We start from the raw sequence: 19,200 nt of genomic DNA, 5'->3' as shown, positions 1-19,200 counted from the left end.
GGGTGGCGGGCCGCGCGCGGCGGCCACAAAAAAAACCCGCCCGGCGCGGGGGGGGGCCCCCCCCCCCCCCCCCCGACGCCGCTCCACGCGATGGACGCCTCGACGCGAAACGCGTCAAAAATCCCCGCAGGCGTCTGCACGCGCTCATACGCAACCACTTTCGCGCGGCGCCGGTCGTTGGCCGACCACACGCCCTCGGAGTAGACGTAAGCGGCTTCCCACGCCTTGCCGACGAACAGAGGAAAGCGCAGCGCTTCGTTGCTGGGCGAGTAAGTGGCGTTAGGGCCGCGCACGACGCATGCGTTTTCGTCGAGCTCGCCGGTTCCGGGCTGGCCGTTGACGACCACGCTCAACAACGCGTGGCCGTTCTCAATGCGCTCGACGCGCTGCGCGTAGCCGCCGCTTTTGGAGGGGTCGAGCTCGTTGACGAACGAAAACGCCCACTCCTCGCCGACGCCATAAACGGGCGCCTGCGCGGACGGCGGGTTTTGCGCCTCGGCGGACGGCGCGGGGGAGACGACCGGAGCGGGCAAGGAGGCCGTGAGCGCCGCCGAGGCGGCGAGGGCCGCGGAGGCGGCGAGAGAGGGCAAGGGCATGGCGGCGCGCCGATCAATTGAAGACCGGCGGCGTCGACGAGCCCGCCGGGCGCGCGGCCTTTGCAGTCGCCGCCGGGGCGGCTCCCGTGGTGAACGACCAGCTCACCGAAAACGGCGTCGCGGCAAAGGACGTGTTGGACAGCGAGCCCGTCACGGCGACCTTGTAAGTCGTGTTCGCGACCAGCGGCGCGTAGGGCGTGCACATCGCCAGGCGGGTCGATTCCGAGTTGTTGCTGTTGTCAATCTCCTCGCACGGCACCGCGGCGCCCAAGGCGTCCGTGATCGCGAACTTCACGTTCGAGAACGCGCCATTGTTGGCAGCGCTCAGCGTGACCGGGTAGCCTACGGTCTTCATGATGTATTGCGGAGCGTTGGCCATCGGATTCGGAGACTCGTTGGCCTCCCAGCTCGGCTTGACGTTCGTCTGGCCCTCATACGGGTAAGCGATCAGCTTGTTGTCTGGCGTCGCGGCGACGTAGTCGACAAAGTCGGCGACGAGCGTTGAGAACTTCACGGGATCCGTGTTCGCCGCTTGGCCGACGCCCACGCCCGTCGTGTCGAACAGGAAGATCGAGCGGTGGAAAGGCGCGTCGAAGAGGCCGTCGATCGCTTGCGTCGAGCTGTGGAACGCGCCGGTGTAGCCTGCGGCGATCTCGCCGACCGAGTTGGTGGTGTAGCCCACGGCCGCGACGCGGTCCGACGGCGTCACGCCCGTGTAGTTCGGTTGGCCCGCCGTTTCATAGTGGCCGATGCCGTTGGTCGACTGCATGTAAAGGGCGTGGTTCTGCGCGGCGGTCGCCACTTGCGACACGAACTTGAGCGACGAGAGGCTCAGCTGGTTGCGCATCGCGTTGATGAACGCAAATGAGTCATTCACCACGTCCCCGGTCGGAGCGGGCACGCCGCCGGCGCTTGCGCCGGTCGGGGTGAGCAACGAAATCGCAACCGGGGTCGCAGTCGAGCCGTTGCCGCTCGTGTTCGAGCCCGGACTGCTCGACCCGCTGGGCGTTGTTGCCGCGCCCCCATGGTCGCCTCCGCCGCCGCACGCGGCAGCCAGCAGCGCCGTGGCCGCAATTGCAAAAATGGTCTTGTTCATGTTGTGACTCCCTCGTAGTTTTCTGTCCCGCCCGGCTTGCGTCCTGCGCTGGGTGAGCTTTATTGGCTGTTGCTGGTTTTGCTGATCTTTAAACACGCCCGCGCCGCGAACCGGTGGATTGGTCGTCCTCGCTGCGTGTTCGGTTTCGGCTTATTCGCTGTCAAGCCGCTTGTCGCGGCGCGGGGCGTGGGCGCAATGTTGCGTCCGGGCGCACTTTTGCGCCGCGCAATTCGTCCGCTTTTTCTTTGCGTTTTGTCCGGGGGGCAATGTTTCGGGCGCTGGCGCGGGGCCAAAGCCTGGCGGCTCAGCTACCATCTGGAAAAACAAGTCGGAACAAAACAATCGAGGTGGGCATGCCCAAGCCGTTGACGTTTGACAGCGCGATGATGAAGCGCGCGGACGCGGAAGAAATCTGGCGCGAGGCGTTGCGTCCGATGTATGAAATCGAGCGCTCCAAAAGCGAATTCACCGCGAAAATCGAGACGTGGGACCTGGGCGGGGCGATGCTTCTTACCAAGCACGGCGCCCGCGACGAGGTGCAGTTTCGCAGAACGCGTCGGCGCATCGCGACTTCCGGCGTGGACCAATACCTGATTCACTGTCTGCTGGGCGGCAGCCTTTCGTCGGAGTCGGCGGAAGGGCGCCAGCGCGTTGCGCTCAATTCGATCGCCGTGCGCGACATGAACGTCGAAAATGTCGGCTTCGCCCAAGATGCGCCCATGCTCACGCTGAGCGTCCCGCGCGCGGCGCTCGACCGGCTAATGCCCGAGGGCTCCCGGCTGCATGGCGCGACTTTCGCCACCGGGGACCCTGTGGGCGCGCTGGTGGCCTCTCACTTCGTTTCGCTCGCGGGCGTGCTCACGGACATGAGCGTCGAACAGTCCAAGGTCGCCGCGAATGCCACGCTCGGCCTATTGTCCGCGTGCCTGCTGCCGCACGCGCTCTCGCCCGAGACGCGTCACGGCGACCCGCGTTTGGCGCCCATGCTGCGAGCGCGAGCTTTGTCCTTCATCGATCAGCGACTGCTCGATCCGGATCTGGATGTCGACGCCATTTGCGCGGCGTTGCAGCTGTCGCGCACGGCGCTTTACGAGCTCTTCGGCGACGTCGGCGGCGTGGCGCGCCTGTTGAGGGGCAAGCGGCTCGACGAGGCGATGCGCCGCTTGTGCGACCCGCGGCGCACCCGCGAGCGGGTCGGGGAGGTCGCCTTCGCGGTGGGTTTTTCCAGCGAGTCGACCTTCAATCGCGCATTTCGCGAGCGCTTCGGCTGCACGCCGAGCGAAGCGCGCAGCGATTCGAGCGCGCCGGCGGCTCCGCCACCTGTGGATTCGCCCGAGGCCCTCGTGGCCCGCTACGAAGCTGCGGTGCGCAATCTGCGGGGATAACCCGGCTGCTGGCGCGCGGAACTCAAAAAAGCCTCGCGTCCGCCGTAAAGTGATGCGCGGCCTGCAGATGGTCCAGGCGCGTAAGACTCATTTCGCCTCGTTCTGCCCATGTGCCAGCAGCATTCAGCCGTCGACGGCCGGTGGCACGCTTGATCGAACACTGATCCTGCTCGATGATGTTGTTTTTATGCTTTGACTGATTGGCCACAAGGGGGACGTCGACTGTGAACCGGCTTGACGTTTTACATAATATAATTTTTTTATCGCTTTTTGTTAGTTATCCGAATGAAACTCGTCGCTCAGCGTTTGACCGTGCGAGCCAGCGAGGTCGCTGAGCATGGGAGAAACGGTCGTTACTACATCCGCTGACACTCGACAGCGGCGAGCCTTCGCCGATATCGCCGAAGCGATCCAGCCGTTCGCAGTCGTCTAAATTCACATAGCTGTGACATTCGCTGCCAAGATGTTGCCTTAGACGCGGTAAATCAATGCCCACAGTTCGCAGCGCATTGTTTGCGGCCGTCGTCGAAGGGTGCCATTGCGGACTATGTTGCGTCTTCGACAGATGTCCGGCTTGAAAACTGCCGTACCACTTGCCTTGGGCTCATAACCGGCAGCCCAGTCAATGACGACGGACAGTCGCCGCCCTCGACCACCGCACTCCTATCTTGCGACGTCACCTGGCAACAGTTCCTTCGTTTCCCAGTGGGTGAAAGCGACCCAAAGCGGTAGCGCTTGCAGTCGAACGGTTTTCGCGGCTGGACCTGCTCGTGAACAACGCGGGCATCATCATCAACAAGCTGGTGGTGGACATGTCGCGCGACGACTGGGAGCGCATCATGAATGTCAACGTGACAGGCGCCTTCCTGCACTCACGCGAAGCTATGAAAGCGATGATTCCGCAGGGTTCTGGCGCAATTGTGAACGTAGCTTCCTATGCCTCGTACTTCGCATTCCCCACAATCGCCGCTTATACCGCATCGAAAGGCGCTCTTGCGCAGTTGACGCGAACGCTTGCACTGGAGGCTATCGAGTACGGAATCCGGGTCAATGCCGTTGGCTCTGGCGACGTACTTACGAACATCCTCAACGACGTTGCGTCCGGCGGCAACGGCGTCGCGGCGTTAGCTACGCACGGTGAAGGCGCGCCGATCGGTCGGGCGGCCAATCCGAAAGAAATCGCGGAAGTGGTCCTATTCCTTGCCTCTGAGCGAGCAAGCTTCATGGTCGGATCAGTCGTGATGGTAGATGGCGGAATGAGCGTGAAAGTCGGCTCGTAGCGTTGCGATAAGCGAAACACGCCAAGAGGCGGCAGTGCGTCGGAGAGCGGACGTCCCTAACAGCGCGGCGCGGGTGGCTGCTAAGGGTCGAAGAACGAAACCGCTCGCGCGGTAGAGGGCTTCGGCCAACGTGGCAGGTTCCTGAGAGGTCCGCTGCGCAGTTCCGTATGTTGAGGATCGAGGCAATCCGCCTCGTTCTTCAAACGGAGCTGCATCATGACCTCCACCCAACAGGGCGTCAGCCCGTTGCGCCAGCGCATGACTGATGACATGCGCATGCGCCAGCTTTCTCCCAAGACCCAGTCGGCCTATCTGCGCAGCGTTCGCGAGTTTGCCCGATACCGCGACTGTCGAAGACCTGCGAAGTTACCAGCTGCATCTGGTCGACCATGGAACGTCGCCCATCTCGCTCAATGCAGCCATCACCGGGCTGAAGTTCTTCTTCGAGATCACGCTTCAGAAGCCGGAGCTGATGGCCCGGATGCAGCCGGTGCGCGTGCCGCGCATCCTGCCGGTCATCCTTAGCCCCGACGAGGTCCGTCGACTGATCGCGGCAACAGGCAATTTAAAGCATCAGACGGCGTTGTCGCTGGCTTACGGCACGGGGTTACGTGCCAGCGAAGTGGTCGCACTCAAGGTCGGCGACATCGATAGCCAGCGCATGACACTGCGCGTCGAACAGGGCAAGGGCCGCAAGGACCGCTATGCGATGCTCTCGCCAGTGCTGCTCGAACGCCTGCCACTCCGCGGTTTCCTCCCTCGAGGTTTATCCAACGCCTGCCCGCGCGCGCCGTCGTTCCCTCACCCGCTTGTGCTTGAGGGCAGGCGTCGAATAAACCTAAACGGAAGTACGCGCTTGCGATTGGCCGCTTTGGGGCTGCGGAATCTCAGTGACCGCTTCAGGGCGATGAGTTCGGGCAGCAGACCGACGCAGCCTGACCCTGAGCGTGCATGGCCCCGAACAATTTGGCCGTCGAAAAGCTGCTGGCCGATCCGACGATCACCCAAAGGCATGTCACGGCCCACTGCCGTCGTTGCCTCCTAAGGGCTCGAGGCCAGCCGGTGGTCACAGCAGTTACCTTGCTAGCCCTTGGCGAATCAGTTGCGAACCACCACGAATGAAGGTTTCAATCGAGCAACCTCAGCTATTAGACCGGTCGATCTAATCCGAACCAATGGCCGGACTCTCCAGGCTTGCCACTGAGGTGCTGCTCGTCAGCGGCCCGTTGGCGCTGACTGAGCAAAGCGCTGCTCGTTGGCAGCGTATTCGGCTACGACTATGTAGCTCTCACCCACGTGACCCGAGATCGAACGTCGCGACCATTTCTATTCAAGTTTCCCGGCAGGGTCGACAAGTTCGTCTTCGTCGAGCACGAAGGCGGAAGAAGTGCTCCACACACTGCGGGGCGCCTAGAGTGGCGAGTCGAAGTCAACGATTTTATCCCGAAACCCGGCGATGCTCTCCACTTCGACTCTCGCATCCCAAATCGAGGGCACAGCCTTTGGGCTCCGCGACGGTGCTGATGGTAAGGTATGCCCCGGTTGGCGCGCTCGGCGATCTCGGGTGGCCGATGTGTCTTCTCGATAAAGGCTCTCGTCGACTACGACTGACGGCCAAGCTTCCACGAGAATTGGACCATGAACATGTCGGCTTTCTGAGGTGCGTCATATTGGATAGATTGGAAGCGATGGCGATGCTGGTCGCCTCCATGGAGGAAGGAAGCCTATCCGCTGCTGCCAGGAAACTGCGAATTCCAGTCGCGACGCTCACGCGCAATGTCAATGATCTGGAAGAATCGGTAGGCACAAAACTTCTCGTTCGAACAACACGCAAGCTCCATTTGACGGATGCAGGGGTCGACTACGTCGCCGCCGCAAAACGGATTCTCGAACAGGTCGAAGAGCAGGAGCGTCGCGCGGCCGGAGAGTTCACCAATCCGCGCGGCGAACTTGTACTGACGACGCCGGTACAGGTGGCGCGCCTGCGGGTGCTTTCTGTCATCAATGAATTCCTTAGGCTGTTTCCAGAGATCCGGATCCAGCTCTTGCAGTCTGACCGCAACGTCGACCTCGTCGATTCGCAGGTGGACGTTGCAATCCGGATTGGTCACCTGAGCAACAGTAGCCTAATCGCAACGCGACTCGGCATGTTGCGAGTCGTGGTGGTCGCAAGCCCGAAGCTTCTGAAGACGTACGGTATGCCCCGCACCCCCGGGGATCTTCACGACTACCCTCGCGTCGTATTCAACAGCCCGTTCCTGTCCCCCTGGCGGTTTCGCCATGCGGACGCAAACGAGTTTCACACTCTTACGGGCGCGCCACGATTGCTCGTGACTTCACCAGATGCGGCGGCCGATGCCGCCATTGATGGCGTGGGCGCGACGATGCTGCTTGAGCACGACGTGGCGGAGGCCGTGCGCGCTAGGAAACTCCGATTCATCCTGCAGGAATTCGAGGTCGACCCGATACCGGTGCATCTCGTTTACCTGTCCCGAAACATGATGCCGGTCAAGCTCCGCCGGTTCATTGATTTCGCCGTCCCGAAGCTTCGAGAAGCGTTGGCTGACTTCGGGTGCGTCCCGTCGATCTGAAAAGGTGCTCGCTGCGCCTGATCGAGTGCGCATACCGCGGGCTGCGGGCCTCGAAGGCAAGTCGTCACGCAACCGCTTCAATTGACGGTCACTGCGAGTTCTCTACCCCTTCAATGCTACCGGCCAGCTGCGCTCCACTTGCCGCGCCTGCTTCAATGCCCGCTCTACGGCGGTTGCGCTATGGGGGTTGGGGCGGGGCCGCTGATTGGCATGCTCACGCCACAATCGGCCCGGCCTGCGCAAGGATCTAACCATTTTCCGATTAGATGTTGGTTGAATTCCACATATTCAGGTTTGGAGTGGTTAAGTGGATGATTCGTCCTGTGCAAAACGATCGACTGGGATCAGGTGGCCGAACTGGTCGGTGTTCCGCGTCGCATCCCACGGTTGACGCCTCTTTCGTCATTCAACTTAGCCAATATGAGGTAACTGAAATGAAGCTCAAGAACAAGGTCGCATTCGTCACTGGTGGCACGTCGGGCATTGGCCTGGAAACCGCAAAGCTGTTCCAGGTCGAGGGTGCCCAACTGGTGCTGGTCGGCTCGAATGCGGAGCGCCTCGCGGTGGCCGGTAACGAACTTGGCGGCAAGGCACTGCTTGTCCGCGCGGACATTCGAAGGGTGGCCGACATCGAGCGCGCCGTCGAAGAGACAAGCGCCAGGTTCGGTCGTATCGACGTGCTCTTCGCCAACGCAGGCGCCACAACGGTCGCTCCGCTCGAGGCAGTGACGGAAGCGTATGTCACCGAAAACGTTGCGCTCAACTTCACCGGAACGTTTTTCACGATCCAGAAGGCGGCTCCGGTCATGACACAGGGGGGCAGCATCATCGTGACGACGTCGTTTCTGAACACGATCGGATACCCGGGCCTGTCTATCTTGGCGGCGACGAAGGCGGCGGCGCGCTCCCTCGTGCGAACCCTCGGCGCAGAACTGGCCCCGCGCGGCATTCGCGTAAATGCAGTTAGCCCGGGCGCGATCGCCACCCCGTTCTACAGCAAGATCGGGCTGCCTGACAACGTGCTGTCAGAGATTGCCGCCGGCATTACGCAGAAAGTCGCGTTGAAGCGCTTCGGCGATGCGATAGAACTCGCAAAGACTGCGCTGTTCCTGGCCAGCGACGACTCTTCGTATACGACAGGCACGGAGCTGGTGGTCGACGGTGGCCTGACCCAGTTTTGATGATCTCGCAGGAGCCTTCAGAACGGCGGGCTTCGCCGGGCAACGGCCAAGCCCATCGCCTCGATATGGCTCGCGCACGGTAGGAGATTCTCACAGCGGGCTCGAACAACGCACCATTGAACTGTCGAAATGCCTCAGGTTGCTCGTCCATGAACCATCCCGAGTTGCGGCTCGCCACTCACCGCCATTCAACCTCACAGGAATATTGAAATGCGCATTACTTCGTTCGCCGTCGTGGCAGGAATCATTTATCTAGGCTTCCAGGCGTCAGCTCAAGCACAGGTCTCGATCAATGGCAAGACGCTTCCGCTGAACACTGCGATCATCGCCGCCCAAACTGCCGTGGACACATGCAAGGCAAATGGCTATGACGTGACCGCGACGGTCGTCGACGTCTCAGGCACCCCGCAAGTCGTCCTACGCGGCGACCACGCGGTGATCCACACCAAGGACAGCAGTTTCCGCAAGGCTTACACAGTAGTCACCATGGGTCCGATTTTCCACGTCGATACCACCAGCGGTTTCATCGGCGTCCTGACGAGATACCCGCCGCTCGTTGCTCAATCGCTGGCCAGTACGCCCAACGTGACCGCCCTTCCAGGGGGCGTGGCTTTCAAGGTGGGTGAGGAGACCATTGCCGGACTCGGTGTAGGCGGCTCGCCCGGTGGCGACAAGGATGAAGTCTGCGCGCAAGCGGGCATTGCCAAGGCGGCAGAGCTTATGAAGAGGTAGAGCGGAATAGTCGAAGTGCACTAGGTCGCGCGCTTTGATCGCCATGCAGATTGGTGCCTTCACGGGGTTGGGACCGGCCCGCTCTGCGCATCAGATGGAGCGGTCTCGCGCCGACACACCGACGAGGCTCTGTAGGCCGTCCTCCTGTTCGCTGCCGCATAGCGGTCGTCCGCGAAAGACCGGAAATGGCTGATCGGGTGAGGTCGCCAACGGCCGCTTTGTAGCACTCAATTTCGCAAAACCTTGATGCGACTGACTGACCGCTTCTGAGAGGGCCGTCCGACCGGAGTGGGTCGCTTTCACCGATTAGGAAACGAGGGAACTGCTGCCGGGTGACGTCGCGAGATAGGAGTGCGGTGGTGGAAGGCGGTGAATGTCCGTCGTCATGGACTGCGCTGCCGATTATTGGGCCCATGCAAGTGGTACGGCAGGTTTTCAAGCCGGACATTTGTCGATGGCGCAACTAATAGTTCGTCACGCGCCGAGTCATCAGCAAACGAAGCCTCGTGTTATCGCAATACCGTATTCGCGGTTTGAGAATCCGCGGCGCTGCGCTTTTCCAGGTCTCGTCTCGGCTGGCATTTGATGAAGCGTTCCCCGCCCGCCACGCGGTCCAATACGAGATTCTGGTCCGCGCCGATATGAAACAGCGCCTGAAATGTCATGCCAGTAAAGCCGTTGAACACGGCGGTCAGCGCGACTTCCTGTTCACCGGTCTTCGATGTGCGCGCCGAGGCGATCACCTGACTCATTCGCCAGCGATGCCGCATTTCGATTATGGCGGCGTCCCACGCCGGGCTATGCGCGGCCGCATCGACGCCCGGCGTCTGATCGTGCGAGCGGGCAGCCTGCTCCCTGATCGGTGACGCATAGCGACTGCCATACTGAGCAGCCAGATCGATGTCGCATAAGAATCCGCCGGCCGGAACGACCTTTAACCGGGACGCCGCATCGAGATGAAACCGCGCGAACAGCACGTCGAAGCGGAGCAGGGGATCCGCCGTCTCGTCCGGCTTCGCGCAATCCTCGTCGCGTTGTGGCTTGGTCGTGAATCGCGGAAAGAACATCTGTGCATCGTTTATCTGGGGAAAGCGCGCGATGATCGGCGGAATCTCCAGATAGCAGTCACGCGTTTCTTTCATCAATTCGACGGGCGTGCCGGCGCCGGGAAGCGCATCGTCCGTGAGAAGCCATGTCTTGAGCCTCGGCGTCATGCTGCGACGGTCGTCGTCGTCCTCGCGCCAGTCCACGCCGATCAGCGCATTGGCGCCTTCGCGGTTCACCCGCACGAGACTAAGCGGTTCGTTCTTCTCGGTGGCGTCGAGCATGAAGCGTTGCGGAACTTCGGACTGACCGTCGCCGAGTTTCTGCCGGGTCGCCAGCACCTGAGTCGAAAAGTTCCGAGCGGGATCGTCCGTCAGATAATGTCCGGCCGGATCGATGCCCACGCCACGCGCCAGCACCCACGCATGCGTCGCATTGCCCTGCGCGTTCTTTTCGATGAGCACGTCGTGAACCAGAAAACGATAGGCGTTGTGCACATTCTGCGAATCGAGATCGTGCGCGATGTACGATGATTCAGGGAGACGATCGAGCCGATGTTCCAGCAACTTCGGTCCCGTTCCCGATGGCAGCGTGCCTCTGTGCGTCAGCGACACGACTTCGGCGGTATCGTCCTTTCGAACGATCTTGCCGACCGACACGTCGCAATCGAACCACCCGCGGTCAGACTTGCATTTCATGACCTTGTCGAGCGACAGGAACTTGGGCGCTGAAAACTCGGGATTGAGGCGTTCGACTTCCAGACTCGTATCCGTGAAGCCGTCGCGCGCAAGCGCAGCGAACGGCGCGCCGGAGTTGTCTTCCGCGAATTGCGGCGGTGTTGCGACCCGCCCGAGCGGGAACGGAGCCGCCAATGTGTTTTTGCGATCGAGCACGTGATCGGAGCCCGCCGTTTCCACCGAGTAATACATGGTGACCGCGTTGCGCCTGAACCAGAAAGAGCGAATGCCGAGATTGTTCGGGTCTGACGGACCCCAGTCAGAAGGCAGGGCGCGCGAAATCACGTAGTTGTCGGCATGTGCGGGCATCGGGTCGTATTCGAAATAGGTCGATCTTCCCGCGCCCTTGTAAGAGCCCGAGCCGCCGAGCGCCACGCCCAGGAGCACCTTTTTCGCTTCTGTTTCGCAGAAGCGGTAGGGATCAGTGGCCGAATTCTTTTCGCTTGCCGCGTCCTCGCCGCCGCTTGCCTGTATTTGCCGGCAAAGGCGAAAGGCCGACTCCTGAAGCGCGAGATCGCAATCGTTCTGCGTATAGCCATAAGTCGCTAGCCCATGCCGGTAACAGAAATCGTGATTCACACACGCCTGACGAAAGCGAAGGCGAATATCGGACACGCCCGCCGCCTGGCTGAAGGCGAGATCGCCGATGGCAGGAATCGAGCAATCGATGCCACGCCCCTCGCCCCCGATGATCGCCTCGGTCTGCGGCGACGATGGATACGCAATGAACGTAGCAGGCGCTTCCGTTTCATAAGGACGCTGAAGATTCGAGTAGACCTTGTTCGCGATGCCGTTGGTGATCCAAGTACAGCCGGATACGATCAATGCGGCCGCCACCAGCAGCGCCGGATGACGTGTGCGGACTGACGCGGTAAGCGACGCGCGACAACGGGCAAGCACATTGCTGATCATGGGTCACCGTATTTGCGAGTAGGGCCATCCGATGACCGGCACGTCGCGGCTCAATTGGCCTTCGTGCCGGACACGAGCCTGATGGTCCAGAAGTCGGCGCAAAGCTCGGTGCTGATCAGATATTCGTAGGGCATGTCGAAGTAACCCTGCTGACCCCAGTCCTTGCCCCAGGAATTGCGGACCTGAAACGTGTGCGTGGCATCGTCATAGCCGACTGCCATGACGGCATGGCCGCCGACGAGTTTCTCGGCCCGGCCGGGCATGTTGAGCACGCCGGTCTTCGCGACTTCCTGTGATTCGAACGCGTCATAGCACGCAAAGCCGAACACGAACGGAAAGCCCGAGGCGAGACATCCCTTGAGTTGATCGAGTTGCTGAATCAGACGGCTGTAGCTCACCGCCCGATCCCTCAGGGCGCTGGTGTAGCAGGCGGGCGTAGGCTTGTCGTTGACTCTGGCGATATCGTATGGCCAGTCGCTTTTTCCTTTGCCTTCGAAACAATCGCCTTGCGACGAAATCACCTTGATGCCATCGCGTATCTGCGCGCCTTTGTCCGCGATGACATCGCCCTCGATCACCCGTTCGTTGTAGTAGATGAACAGGCGCGAAGGCGTGGCGCTGGCGCGCGTCAGCCCTTGCCGCATGCGCTCGTACTGAATCGCCGCTGCGATGGCGTTGGCGGTGCAACTGCCGATCTCGCCCTGATCGTAGACTTCCGGGCACTGCGCCCGAAGACTCATGCTCGCGGGCATCGAAACGAAATGTGGCGCGGCGTAAAGATGATCGCGCGCATCCGGCAGATCACGGTTCCAGCCCAGGCGTTTGATCCGGCGGGACCGCAGCGGTCCGCCCGGTTCGGTGACCGGAAAGACAGGCAGCGACGAGGCATCGACGAGCGCCTGCGGCGAACCGTTTCGCACCATGACGACATGCCGCGCGAGCACGGGAAACCTGAGGTCACTGTCCGCGTCGGCGGGAGCCGCGCGGTCGTTGTCCGGATTGACGAGCAGGACGGGAACATGCCCGTCACTGTCGGACTGCGTTGCGTCCGGCTCGACATTCTTCCCGGCTCCGGCCTTCAAATCCTTCTTCTGTTTGCCGCGCTTGGCCATGACAAAGACCTCTCGATTAGCGTTCTCGTTTCCCCGGAAATCACTGAAAATTTATTGGCTGTGAGTTGTGGAAATGCGGGCGTCACACGGCTTGATTGCCCGCGTTCTAGCCGGCTTTCGCAACCTTGTCCGTCGTCTTCTTCTGATCCGATGCCGCCTTTGGCGGATCCGCCTTTTTGGGCATCGGCACGTAAATGACGGGTTTGAGGCTGAAGTCGTGCAGCGGCGGCTGGCCGGATTGCTTCCAGTAAGTGTCTTCGGTCTGGATGTCCAGCGTCGCGTTCAACGGGCCGCCGGCTTTTGGAACGAGCCGGGACGCACCCAATGCACTCAGCGCCGGAAAGGACAGGACGACCGTTCCGACGCTCGGGCCCGGTTGAATTTGCGCAACGAGCGTGGGCGCGTTCGCACCTGAAAAGCGCAGCGCTGCGCTCGTCATGTTCTGCCGGAGCGCCGGGTCGAAGGCCAGCGTGACCGTCGCGCCCGTCTCGCTGTCTTGCACGATCGGACTCTGTTTCAGCAACACGTTCTGCAAACGGTTGTCCCGGCTGCGCGTGACGTCTTGCGGCCACGAAGGTTGATCGGCCACCGCGTAGCCGTATTCACTGGAGCCGATGACATCGGCAAGGTTGGTCCATAGCGCTTCTCCCATGGAAGGATCGACACCGCGCTCGATGAGAAATTGCCGAAACTTGAAGTAGTCGTTGTCCTGAATCACACCGATAAGGTGCAAAACGGCCGCGAAGTCGATTGACTGGCTTGCGTTGAAACGCTCCAGGATCTCCTGGACTTGTGCGGCAAGCAATTGACGGTCGGCGTGCAACGCAGCTCCGGTTTGCGCATTGCGCAGTTTCGAAGCCGACGACATGAGAATCTGCGTATGCTGTCCGGCCGGACACGTATGCTTACGTGTCATCAGCACGAAGGTCACCTGATGCGTCGACGTGGTCATGGCATATCCGGACACCGCGTCGTAGCCCGCGCCGAAGCGTACTTGCAGAACATTGTCAATCGTTCTCGACACCATATAGAGACTGTTGTATTCAATTCCGAGCAGCGAATCGAGTCTTTTTTTGATCGACTGAAGATCGCCTTTAGCCCCTACGTCGCCGACGCTGCCGCCAAGACTCAGCGCCAATTGATGAGCAATATTGGCTGCGTTCGACGCTTGCTGTGTTTCCATTTGATCCGTGACAAGCAAAGGCAGTACTAGCGCGGTATATCGAGCATTGCTCTTCCTTTCCTTGGGCGAAGGCGGGTTCGCATCGACTTCGACCGCCTCTTGATTTTCGACGTCGCTCACATTGTTCACGCATTTGGTGAAAAGGCCCAACTGAACGTAAGTATCGAACGGCTGATGATGCGCATACGGCGCAATACTCACCTGCGCGCGCACGATGTACGGCTCATAGCCGTTCCTGAACGCGGCATCGCCTACGTAGCGACTCAATATCTGCATCTCCTGAAAAATGGAGAAGCCGATTTCGCTTGCCAGAAGTTGACTCGGCGTCAATCCACTGCCGGTGAACGCGAGTGCACTCGGCAAGTCGGTCATCGTTGCGAAGGCAGGCGTGGACGCGGGCACCGCACCTGAATTGCGCGTCGTGCTCGCGGTGTTCGACGCTGCGCTGGCGGAGCTTGCGGTACTGGCATCGGACGCGCTCAGCACGCCGTCCACCGTTGTGCGCACGGCATTGTCGCTTGCGCCGTTGCTCTGCATTGACGAACTGGTGGAACTGCGGCCGATCGTCGGCCCCTGAATCGCGACGGATGCGGACAGCAGACTTAACAGATAGCGCTGATACTGCGAACTGACCGGAAGCGCCATCTGGATCGCTTCCTTGATACTCACATTCATGTTCGGTTGAAGCGCCGATGCGTAGGTATGCCAAGGTGCGACCGAGAGAATGGCCACGTGAATGGCGGCGGCTTCCTGCTGTGAGTTCGGCAAATGCTGCTCGACGATTTCCTGATGTGAACACGCGAGAAGAGAGAGTAATAGAAAGGGATAAAGTCCCGATCTAATACGCCTCATATATTTTGTATAACTAACTAATTTGTATGACGCTGAATCGTTATTGTTTTTCATCGGACGATACCCCGAACGATCGTTATCGAAGCAAAGCGTCGTCCGGCGGTGCGTCAGGCCGATCACACCGGTCCGGAGGACGAACGTTCTTATGCGTATGAGAAAATGTCTAGGAGAATCTTAACCAGTGCGTGTTGCGACTTTCGGCCGCCTTGCCGCGATGAAATCGTGGCGGCGGCCGGAACGCTCTGTTGCTCAGTTTAGTACGCCTGGATCGTTCGGAACAGGAATGTGTGCGTTACCCCTCACAAATAAAACGTTACCCGAGACGCGCGTTTGCATTCAAGCGAATAGGCATACGAACTAACTTGGAGTTGGCTTTTTTCTGGTCTACGATCCTTAAGGCTTCGCGCGGCCGTTGAACGGTTCCGTTCAATTTCATGCAGACGGGGCCGTGGATCGAACGGCACTGACGACCGATGTCAGCGACGTGTGCTTCCGCCAAGAACCCACACTACGATTTTTCGACCCTGAACGGAGGTGTCATGTCGATTACCTGCAATTTCACGCCGCGCAATACACTGCGAATCGAGTGCGGAGGCGAGATCATCGAAGTTGTTCTGCCAACCAGCTCGACAACGGCGCCGCCTGAGCCTGATTCCGCCAAACCCGAAGTGGTGATGAGGCCCATCTCGCGGCGCGTGCTGCCGAAGCCGTGTCCGGGCATCATGGCGATCGTCGCCGGCAAGAAAAGCGAAGCGCTCGATTTCGACTGGATGCACGTTCACGATTCCGTGCACCTGCACAGCCTCGAAAGCATCGAACGGATGAACGGGGACCAATTCGCGCAATCTTTCGGACCGGGCGGGTCTGGACTCGAAGTAAGCGACAACGGTCTGAGGATGATCAACGTCGGTGTAGCGCCGTGGAGCGGAACGACGCCGAGTCAGTTGGAGAACCTGCGGCAGATCGTAGAGGATCACACCAACGGCGTCGACGCGGTGCGCCTGTTCAAGTTGCCGGACGCCGGTTGAGCGGCGCGCTGAGTGGCCTCCCCTGATATTTACGCGACCGCGAAGGTCAACCTGCGAGATACCGTCAAGACGCTGGTTGGCATCTTCGGCGGCATCGCAGGCTTGCTGCTCGCCGGCACGCCTTTTACCGGCTACGGCAATCTTGATCCGGCGTCCGCCACGCTGCGCTGGTCGATCGCGACCATCGGACTCGTCGCCGCGGTGTGGCTGGTCGGGCGTTCGATCGTGCTGCTCTTGCGGCTGTTGCAGCCCGATCTCGTCTACCAGAGCGTGCTGCGGCGAGAGATCAATCTTGCTCAGTACGATCCGGCCGATCAAAAAGAGATCGAAGCATTGCGTGCCGAATTCCAGCGTCAGCGCGAGAACCTGCTGCCGGAGAAAGGCATGCTGTGGCTCGATGACCTCGAAGCGGATGTCGCGGGCGCCCATAAGGACTGGCTGGACGAGGTCGACCTGGCCAGCGCATCCAATGCGCCGCCCGAACGCACCGTTCGCGTCGATATCCTGCGCCAGATTCATGAAGCCTTGTACGACAACGTCGGAGCAATCAACAACTGGGCGGCCTATACGCGTCTTCGTGGTCGGGTCGTCGACGGATGCAACCGCGCCCTCGGACTGGGCTTCGCTGCACTCGTCGCGATCGGCGTGTTCTCCTGGGCCGTCGGGCAAAAAAAGGAAGTCAAGGTCGATCCGCCGGTGACGCAGGTTTTCGTCATCGCGACGCCGGTCTCGAATCCGCCGCCACCGCCATCGCCACCGGTGGCGGCGCTCCCGGCATTGAATCCGATCTTGTTCGAGACGGGCAAGGCCGTACTGTCTGCCGAGGGCATGACGGAACTTGCCAAATCGCGCGACTATCTGCGCGGCCATCGCGACACGTGCGTGCTGGTACTCGCTTACACCGACACGCGAGGCAGCCGCGCGGTGAACAAGGCGTTGGCGGCCCGGCGCGCTCAGGCTGTGCGCGGAGCGCTGATTGCCGAGGGCGGAATCAGCGCGGCGCGCATTTTCGTCGCCGAATTACCCGAAACCGACTTGCCCGCGCTCACGGGCCGTGCAGTCGACAGCCAGAGCAATCGTAGCGTGCAACTTCTGCTTATGACTTCGCCGCCGCCGAGCGTGCGTTGAGGAATCTTTAGCGAATGATGCATGTGCTGCGCGCTTTCACGGTTTGCGTCTTCCGTGATAGCGGTCGATGACTAAGAAACTGTTGCGAAATTAGTTAAACAGTGGCTTGAGACGTGTCCAGCAAATCAGGGCGCAGGCCAGAGACAGGAAGGCTTGATGGATATGGGCATAACGTTTGTAGCGAATCTTCAGGCGGCGAAACGAGTGAAGCCATGCAATAGAGCGCTCGACTGACCAACGCGTTTTGCCGAGCCCGCTTCCATGAGGCGAGCCGATTTTGGGAGCACCGGCGTGATGCCGCGTTCTCTCAATCGTTGCCGATGCGGTTCGGAACTGTAGCCCCGATCGCCCTGAACGTTTTGTGGTTTATGCAGGGGGCGCCCGCGCTTGCCCTTGATATGGGGTATTGCCTCGACGAGCGCATCGAGTTGGATGATGTCGTGTCGATTCGCTGCGCTCAGGATGACCGCGAGCGGGATGCCTTGTGCGTCGACGATGAGGTGGTGTTTGCTGCCGAGCTTGCGCCGGTCCGTGGGATTCGGGCCGGTTTTGTTCCCGCAAGCACGACGCGGATCGATGAGCTGTCCACGAGTGCTCGCGACAAATCGATTTTGCTACGACGACGCAGTTCGGCAAGGAGCGTTTCGTGGACGCGTTGCCAGACGCCCGCTTCCTGCCATGGGACGAGCCGTCGCCAACAGGCAGTGCCTAGGCCACACCCCATCTCCTGCGGAAGGAGATTCCACGCGATGCCGGAGCGCAGCACGAACACGATGCCTGTCAGTACAGCGCGGTCGGGTGTCGGCTTGCGCCCCGCATATTGCCGATTGCGAGGTGCTCGCGCACGCAGAAGTGGTTCGATGAGTGACCACAGTTCGTCATCTATGAGTACTTTAGGCATCGCTTCCTGTCAGGCAAAACAAGACAGAAAGTTAACACCAAGCCAGAAAAGTTAACAGCCCCATGGGCGCGCGAGGGCGAGCCCGCGGCACGCCAGTCATCACGCGCGGCCTGCAGCCTCAGCGCGAGCTCCAATGCCCCGTCCAGGTGTTTGTGCCCGACTACCGCTCCGTGACCACTTCGGTGAGCCGATCATATTGCCGATACGGCAGCATCCGCTCCAGCGCGTGAATTTCAATGCGCCCGTCGGGATACTCCCATACCTCGGTATACCGATGAATCAGCGCCCGGTTCTCATCCGTGTCCTCCAGGAAATACATCACGCGGTCGTACTGCACGGTCAGCGCCTTGGTCACGCGCCGCTGCTCGCGCCACGTCAGCATCTCGTCCAGATGCTCATCGTCGTGCAATGGCCAGTGCGCATCGAACGTGCTGCGCGCGGGCTTGCCAAAGCGCGCGTTGTAATCGGCCATGAAGCAGGGCGCCCAGGCATTGGCGTCGGCCATCGTGTTGATGCCGCGCAGGCGTAACTCCTTGACCGGACGATCCTGCAAGGTCAGATTGGCACGCTCCACCCGTCCCTTGGCCGGACGCGAATTGGCGCACAGCGTCTCGAAGTTCAACTGGTACATTGCACGGCCGAACTGCGTCACGCTACGCCCGGTCTTGTGCGCCACGACGCTGCGGAACACGCTCGCCCGGTCGCTGTAGAACGCCATCGGCTTGCCGTAACGTTCCAGATACGCGCGCGTCGCCTCGAAATAGCTGAAGGTCGATTCGGTGGGGGTAAAGTGCAGATGCATCAGGCGACTGGTGGCATCGTCCACGTACACCACCAGCGTAGATTGCGGTGCACGCTCCTCGAACCAGCGATGCTCGCTGCCGTCGATCTGGATCAGCTCGCCCAGACACGAACGGCGCGCACGGGGTTGATAGACCTTGGGCGGGCGTTGCCGGCGCGGCACCCACAAGCCGGCCTCGGTCATCAAATGGCGTACGGTTTCCTTCGATAGCGTCAAACCGTGGCACTCGCGCAGTTTCTCGCACGCGAGCGTCGGACCGAAGTCGGCATAGCGCTCGTGAATCAACGCCAGCGCCCGGCGGATCGTCTTATCAGGCAACTGGTGATTGCTCCGACTACCGCGACGTCTTGAAATCAGGCCTGCGGCACCATCGCCCCGATAACGGATCACCAGGCGCTCGACCTGTCGCCGACTCAGGCTCAGCCGCTCGGCGGCGCGCCATGGCATCAGCCGTCCGTCCGCCACGGCCTCGATCACCTTCAATCGTCGCAGCTATCTGCGCCCGTTTACTAAATCTAGAGTCCGTCTTAATCAGCAGTAAGGACTGCATACTGTCGAGGCCAATTTGAAATGTCCGATATCCGGCTAAATTGAAATGTCCGGTTTGGGGTCGGTTCCTGCTTCCAAAGAAGACAGTTTC

General features: G+C 60.7%; 11 protein-coding genes and 4 pseudogenes. 8 read left to right on the top strand and 7 right to left on the bottom strand.

What is annotated here, in order from left to right:
• Together NCR40_RS31025 and NCR40_RS31020 are read right to left on the bottom strand one after the other, a co-directional pair.
• On the bottom strand, window positions 1-596 hold a 596-nt coding region (locus NCR40_RS31025), incomplete at its 3' end, for a hypothetical protein (RefSeq protein ID WP_250511797.1).
• 13 nt (window positions 597-609) lie between these two features.
• Window positions 610-1,692: a CAP domain-containing protein gene (locus tag NCR40_RS31020; RefSeq protein ID WP_250511795.1), complete on the bottom strand. Its 1,083-nt coding sequence runs from the start codon at window positions 1,690-1,692 to the stop codon at window positions 610-612.
• Between the two features lie 266 nt (window positions 1,693-1,958).
• On the opposite strand from NCR40_RS31020, the gene NCR40_RS31015 reads away from it, so the two are divergent.
• The 6 genes and pseudogenes from NCR40_RS31015 to NCR40_RS30990 all read left to right on the top strand — a co-directional run bounded on the left by NCR40_RS31015 (window position 1,959) and on the right by NCR40_RS30990 (window position 8,861).
• A complete protein-coding gene (locus NCR40_RS31015) occupies window positions 1,959-3,077 on the top strand; it encodes an AraC family transcriptional regulator (RefSeq protein ID WP_250511794.1) in 1,119 nt (372 codons plus the stop codon).
• Between the two features lie 722 nt (window positions 3,078-3,799).
• Window positions 3,800-4,357 (top strand): annotated as a pseudogene (locus NCR40_RS31010) (SDR family NAD(P)-dependent oxidoreductase); the annotation flags it as partial.
• Window positions 4,358-4,573: 216 nt separating this feature from the next.
• Window positions 4,574-5,096, top strand: a pseudogene (locus tag NCR40_RS31005) (tyrosine-type recombinase/integrase); the annotation flags it as partial.
• 949 nt (window positions 5,097-6,045) lie between these two features.
• Window positions 6,046-6,948 (top strand): LysR family transcriptional regulator, encoded by a 903-nt coding sequence (locus NCR40_RS31000; RefSeq protein WP_250511793.1) that lies wholly within the window; start codon window positions 6,046-6,048, stop codon window positions 6,946-6,948.
• A gap of 434 nt (window positions 6,949-7,382) precedes the next feature.
• Complete coding sequence (locus NCR40_RS30995; protein ID WP_250511791.1) at window positions 7,383-8,129, top strand: SDR family oxidoreductase; 747 nt, start codon at window positions 7,383-7,385, stop codon at window positions 8,127-8,129.
• A gap of 210 nt (window positions 8,130-8,339) precedes the next feature.
• Window positions 8,340-8,861: a GlcG/HbpS family heme-binding protein gene (locus NCR40_RS30990; protein ID WP_250511790.1), complete on the top strand. Its 522-nt coding sequence runs from the start codon at window positions 8,340-8,342 to the stop codon at window positions 8,859-8,861.
• Between the two features lie 509 nt (window positions 8,862-9,370).
• Here NCR40_RS30990 and NCR40_RS30985 read toward each other — a convergent pair.
• From NCR40_RS30985 to NCR40_RS30975, 3 genes are all read right to left on the bottom strand, one after another.
• Entirely contained in the window at window positions 9,371-11,554 is a 2,184-nt protein-coding gene (locus NCR40_RS30985) for a hypothetical protein (RefSeq protein ID WP_250511786.1), read from the bottom strand.
• Window positions 11,555-11,604: 50 nt separating this feature from the next.
• Window positions 11,605-12,666, bottom strand: a complete 1,062-nt coding sequence (locus NCR40_RS30980) for a C1 family peptidase (RefSeq protein WP_250511785.1) — start codon at window positions 12,664-12,666, stop codon at window positions 11,605-11,607.
• Window positions 12,667-12,772: 106 nt separating this feature from the next.
• Window positions 12,773-14,617, bottom strand: coding sequence for a hypothetical protein (locus NCR40_RS30975; RefSeq protein ID WP_250511780.1), 1,845 nt, complete (start codon window positions 14,615-14,617; stop codon window positions 12,773-12,775).
• Between the two features lie 623 nt (window positions 14,618-15,240).
• Here NCR40_RS30975 and NCR40_RS30970 point away from each other — a divergent pair.
• Both NCR40_RS30970 and NCR40_RS30965 read left to right on the top strand, forming a co-directional pair.
• Window positions 15,241-15,729, top strand: coding sequence for a hypothetical protein (locus NCR40_RS30970; protein ID WP_250511779.1), 489 nt, complete (start codon window positions 15,241-15,243; stop codon window positions 15,727-15,729).
• Window positions 15,730-15,741: 12 nt separating this feature from the next.
• Window positions 15,742-16,857 carry an OmpA family protein gene (locus NCR40_RS30965; RefSeq protein ID WP_250511778.1) on the top strand — a complete coding sequence of 372 codons (1,116 nt, stop codon included), beginning with the start codon at window positions 15,742-15,744 and terminating at the stop codon, window positions 16,855-16,857.
• Between the two features lie 90 nt (window positions 16,858-16,947).
• On the opposite strand, the pseudogene NCR40_RS30960 reads toward NCR40_RS30965, so the two are convergent.
• Both NCR40_RS30960 and NCR40_RS30955 read right to left on the bottom strand, forming a co-directional pair.
• Window positions 16,948-17,758: pseudogene (locus NCR40_RS30960) on the bottom strand (IS5 family transposase).
• A 62-nt stretch (window positions 17,759-17,820) separates the two neighbouring features.
• Window positions 17,821-19,007, bottom strand: a pseudogene (locus NCR40_RS30955) (ISNCY family transposase); the annotation flags it as partial.
• Between the last annotated feature and the right edge of the window lie 193 nt (window positions 19,008-19,200).

This window comes from Caballeronia sp. GACF4 (assembly GCF_023631025.1).
Lineage (GTDB): Bacteria > Pseudomonadota > Gammaproteobacteria > Burkholderiales > Burkholderiaceae > Caballeronia.
The sequence above is the reverse complement of the archived record's forward strand: the minus strand, read 5'-3'. Positions and strand labels throughout refer to the sequence as shown.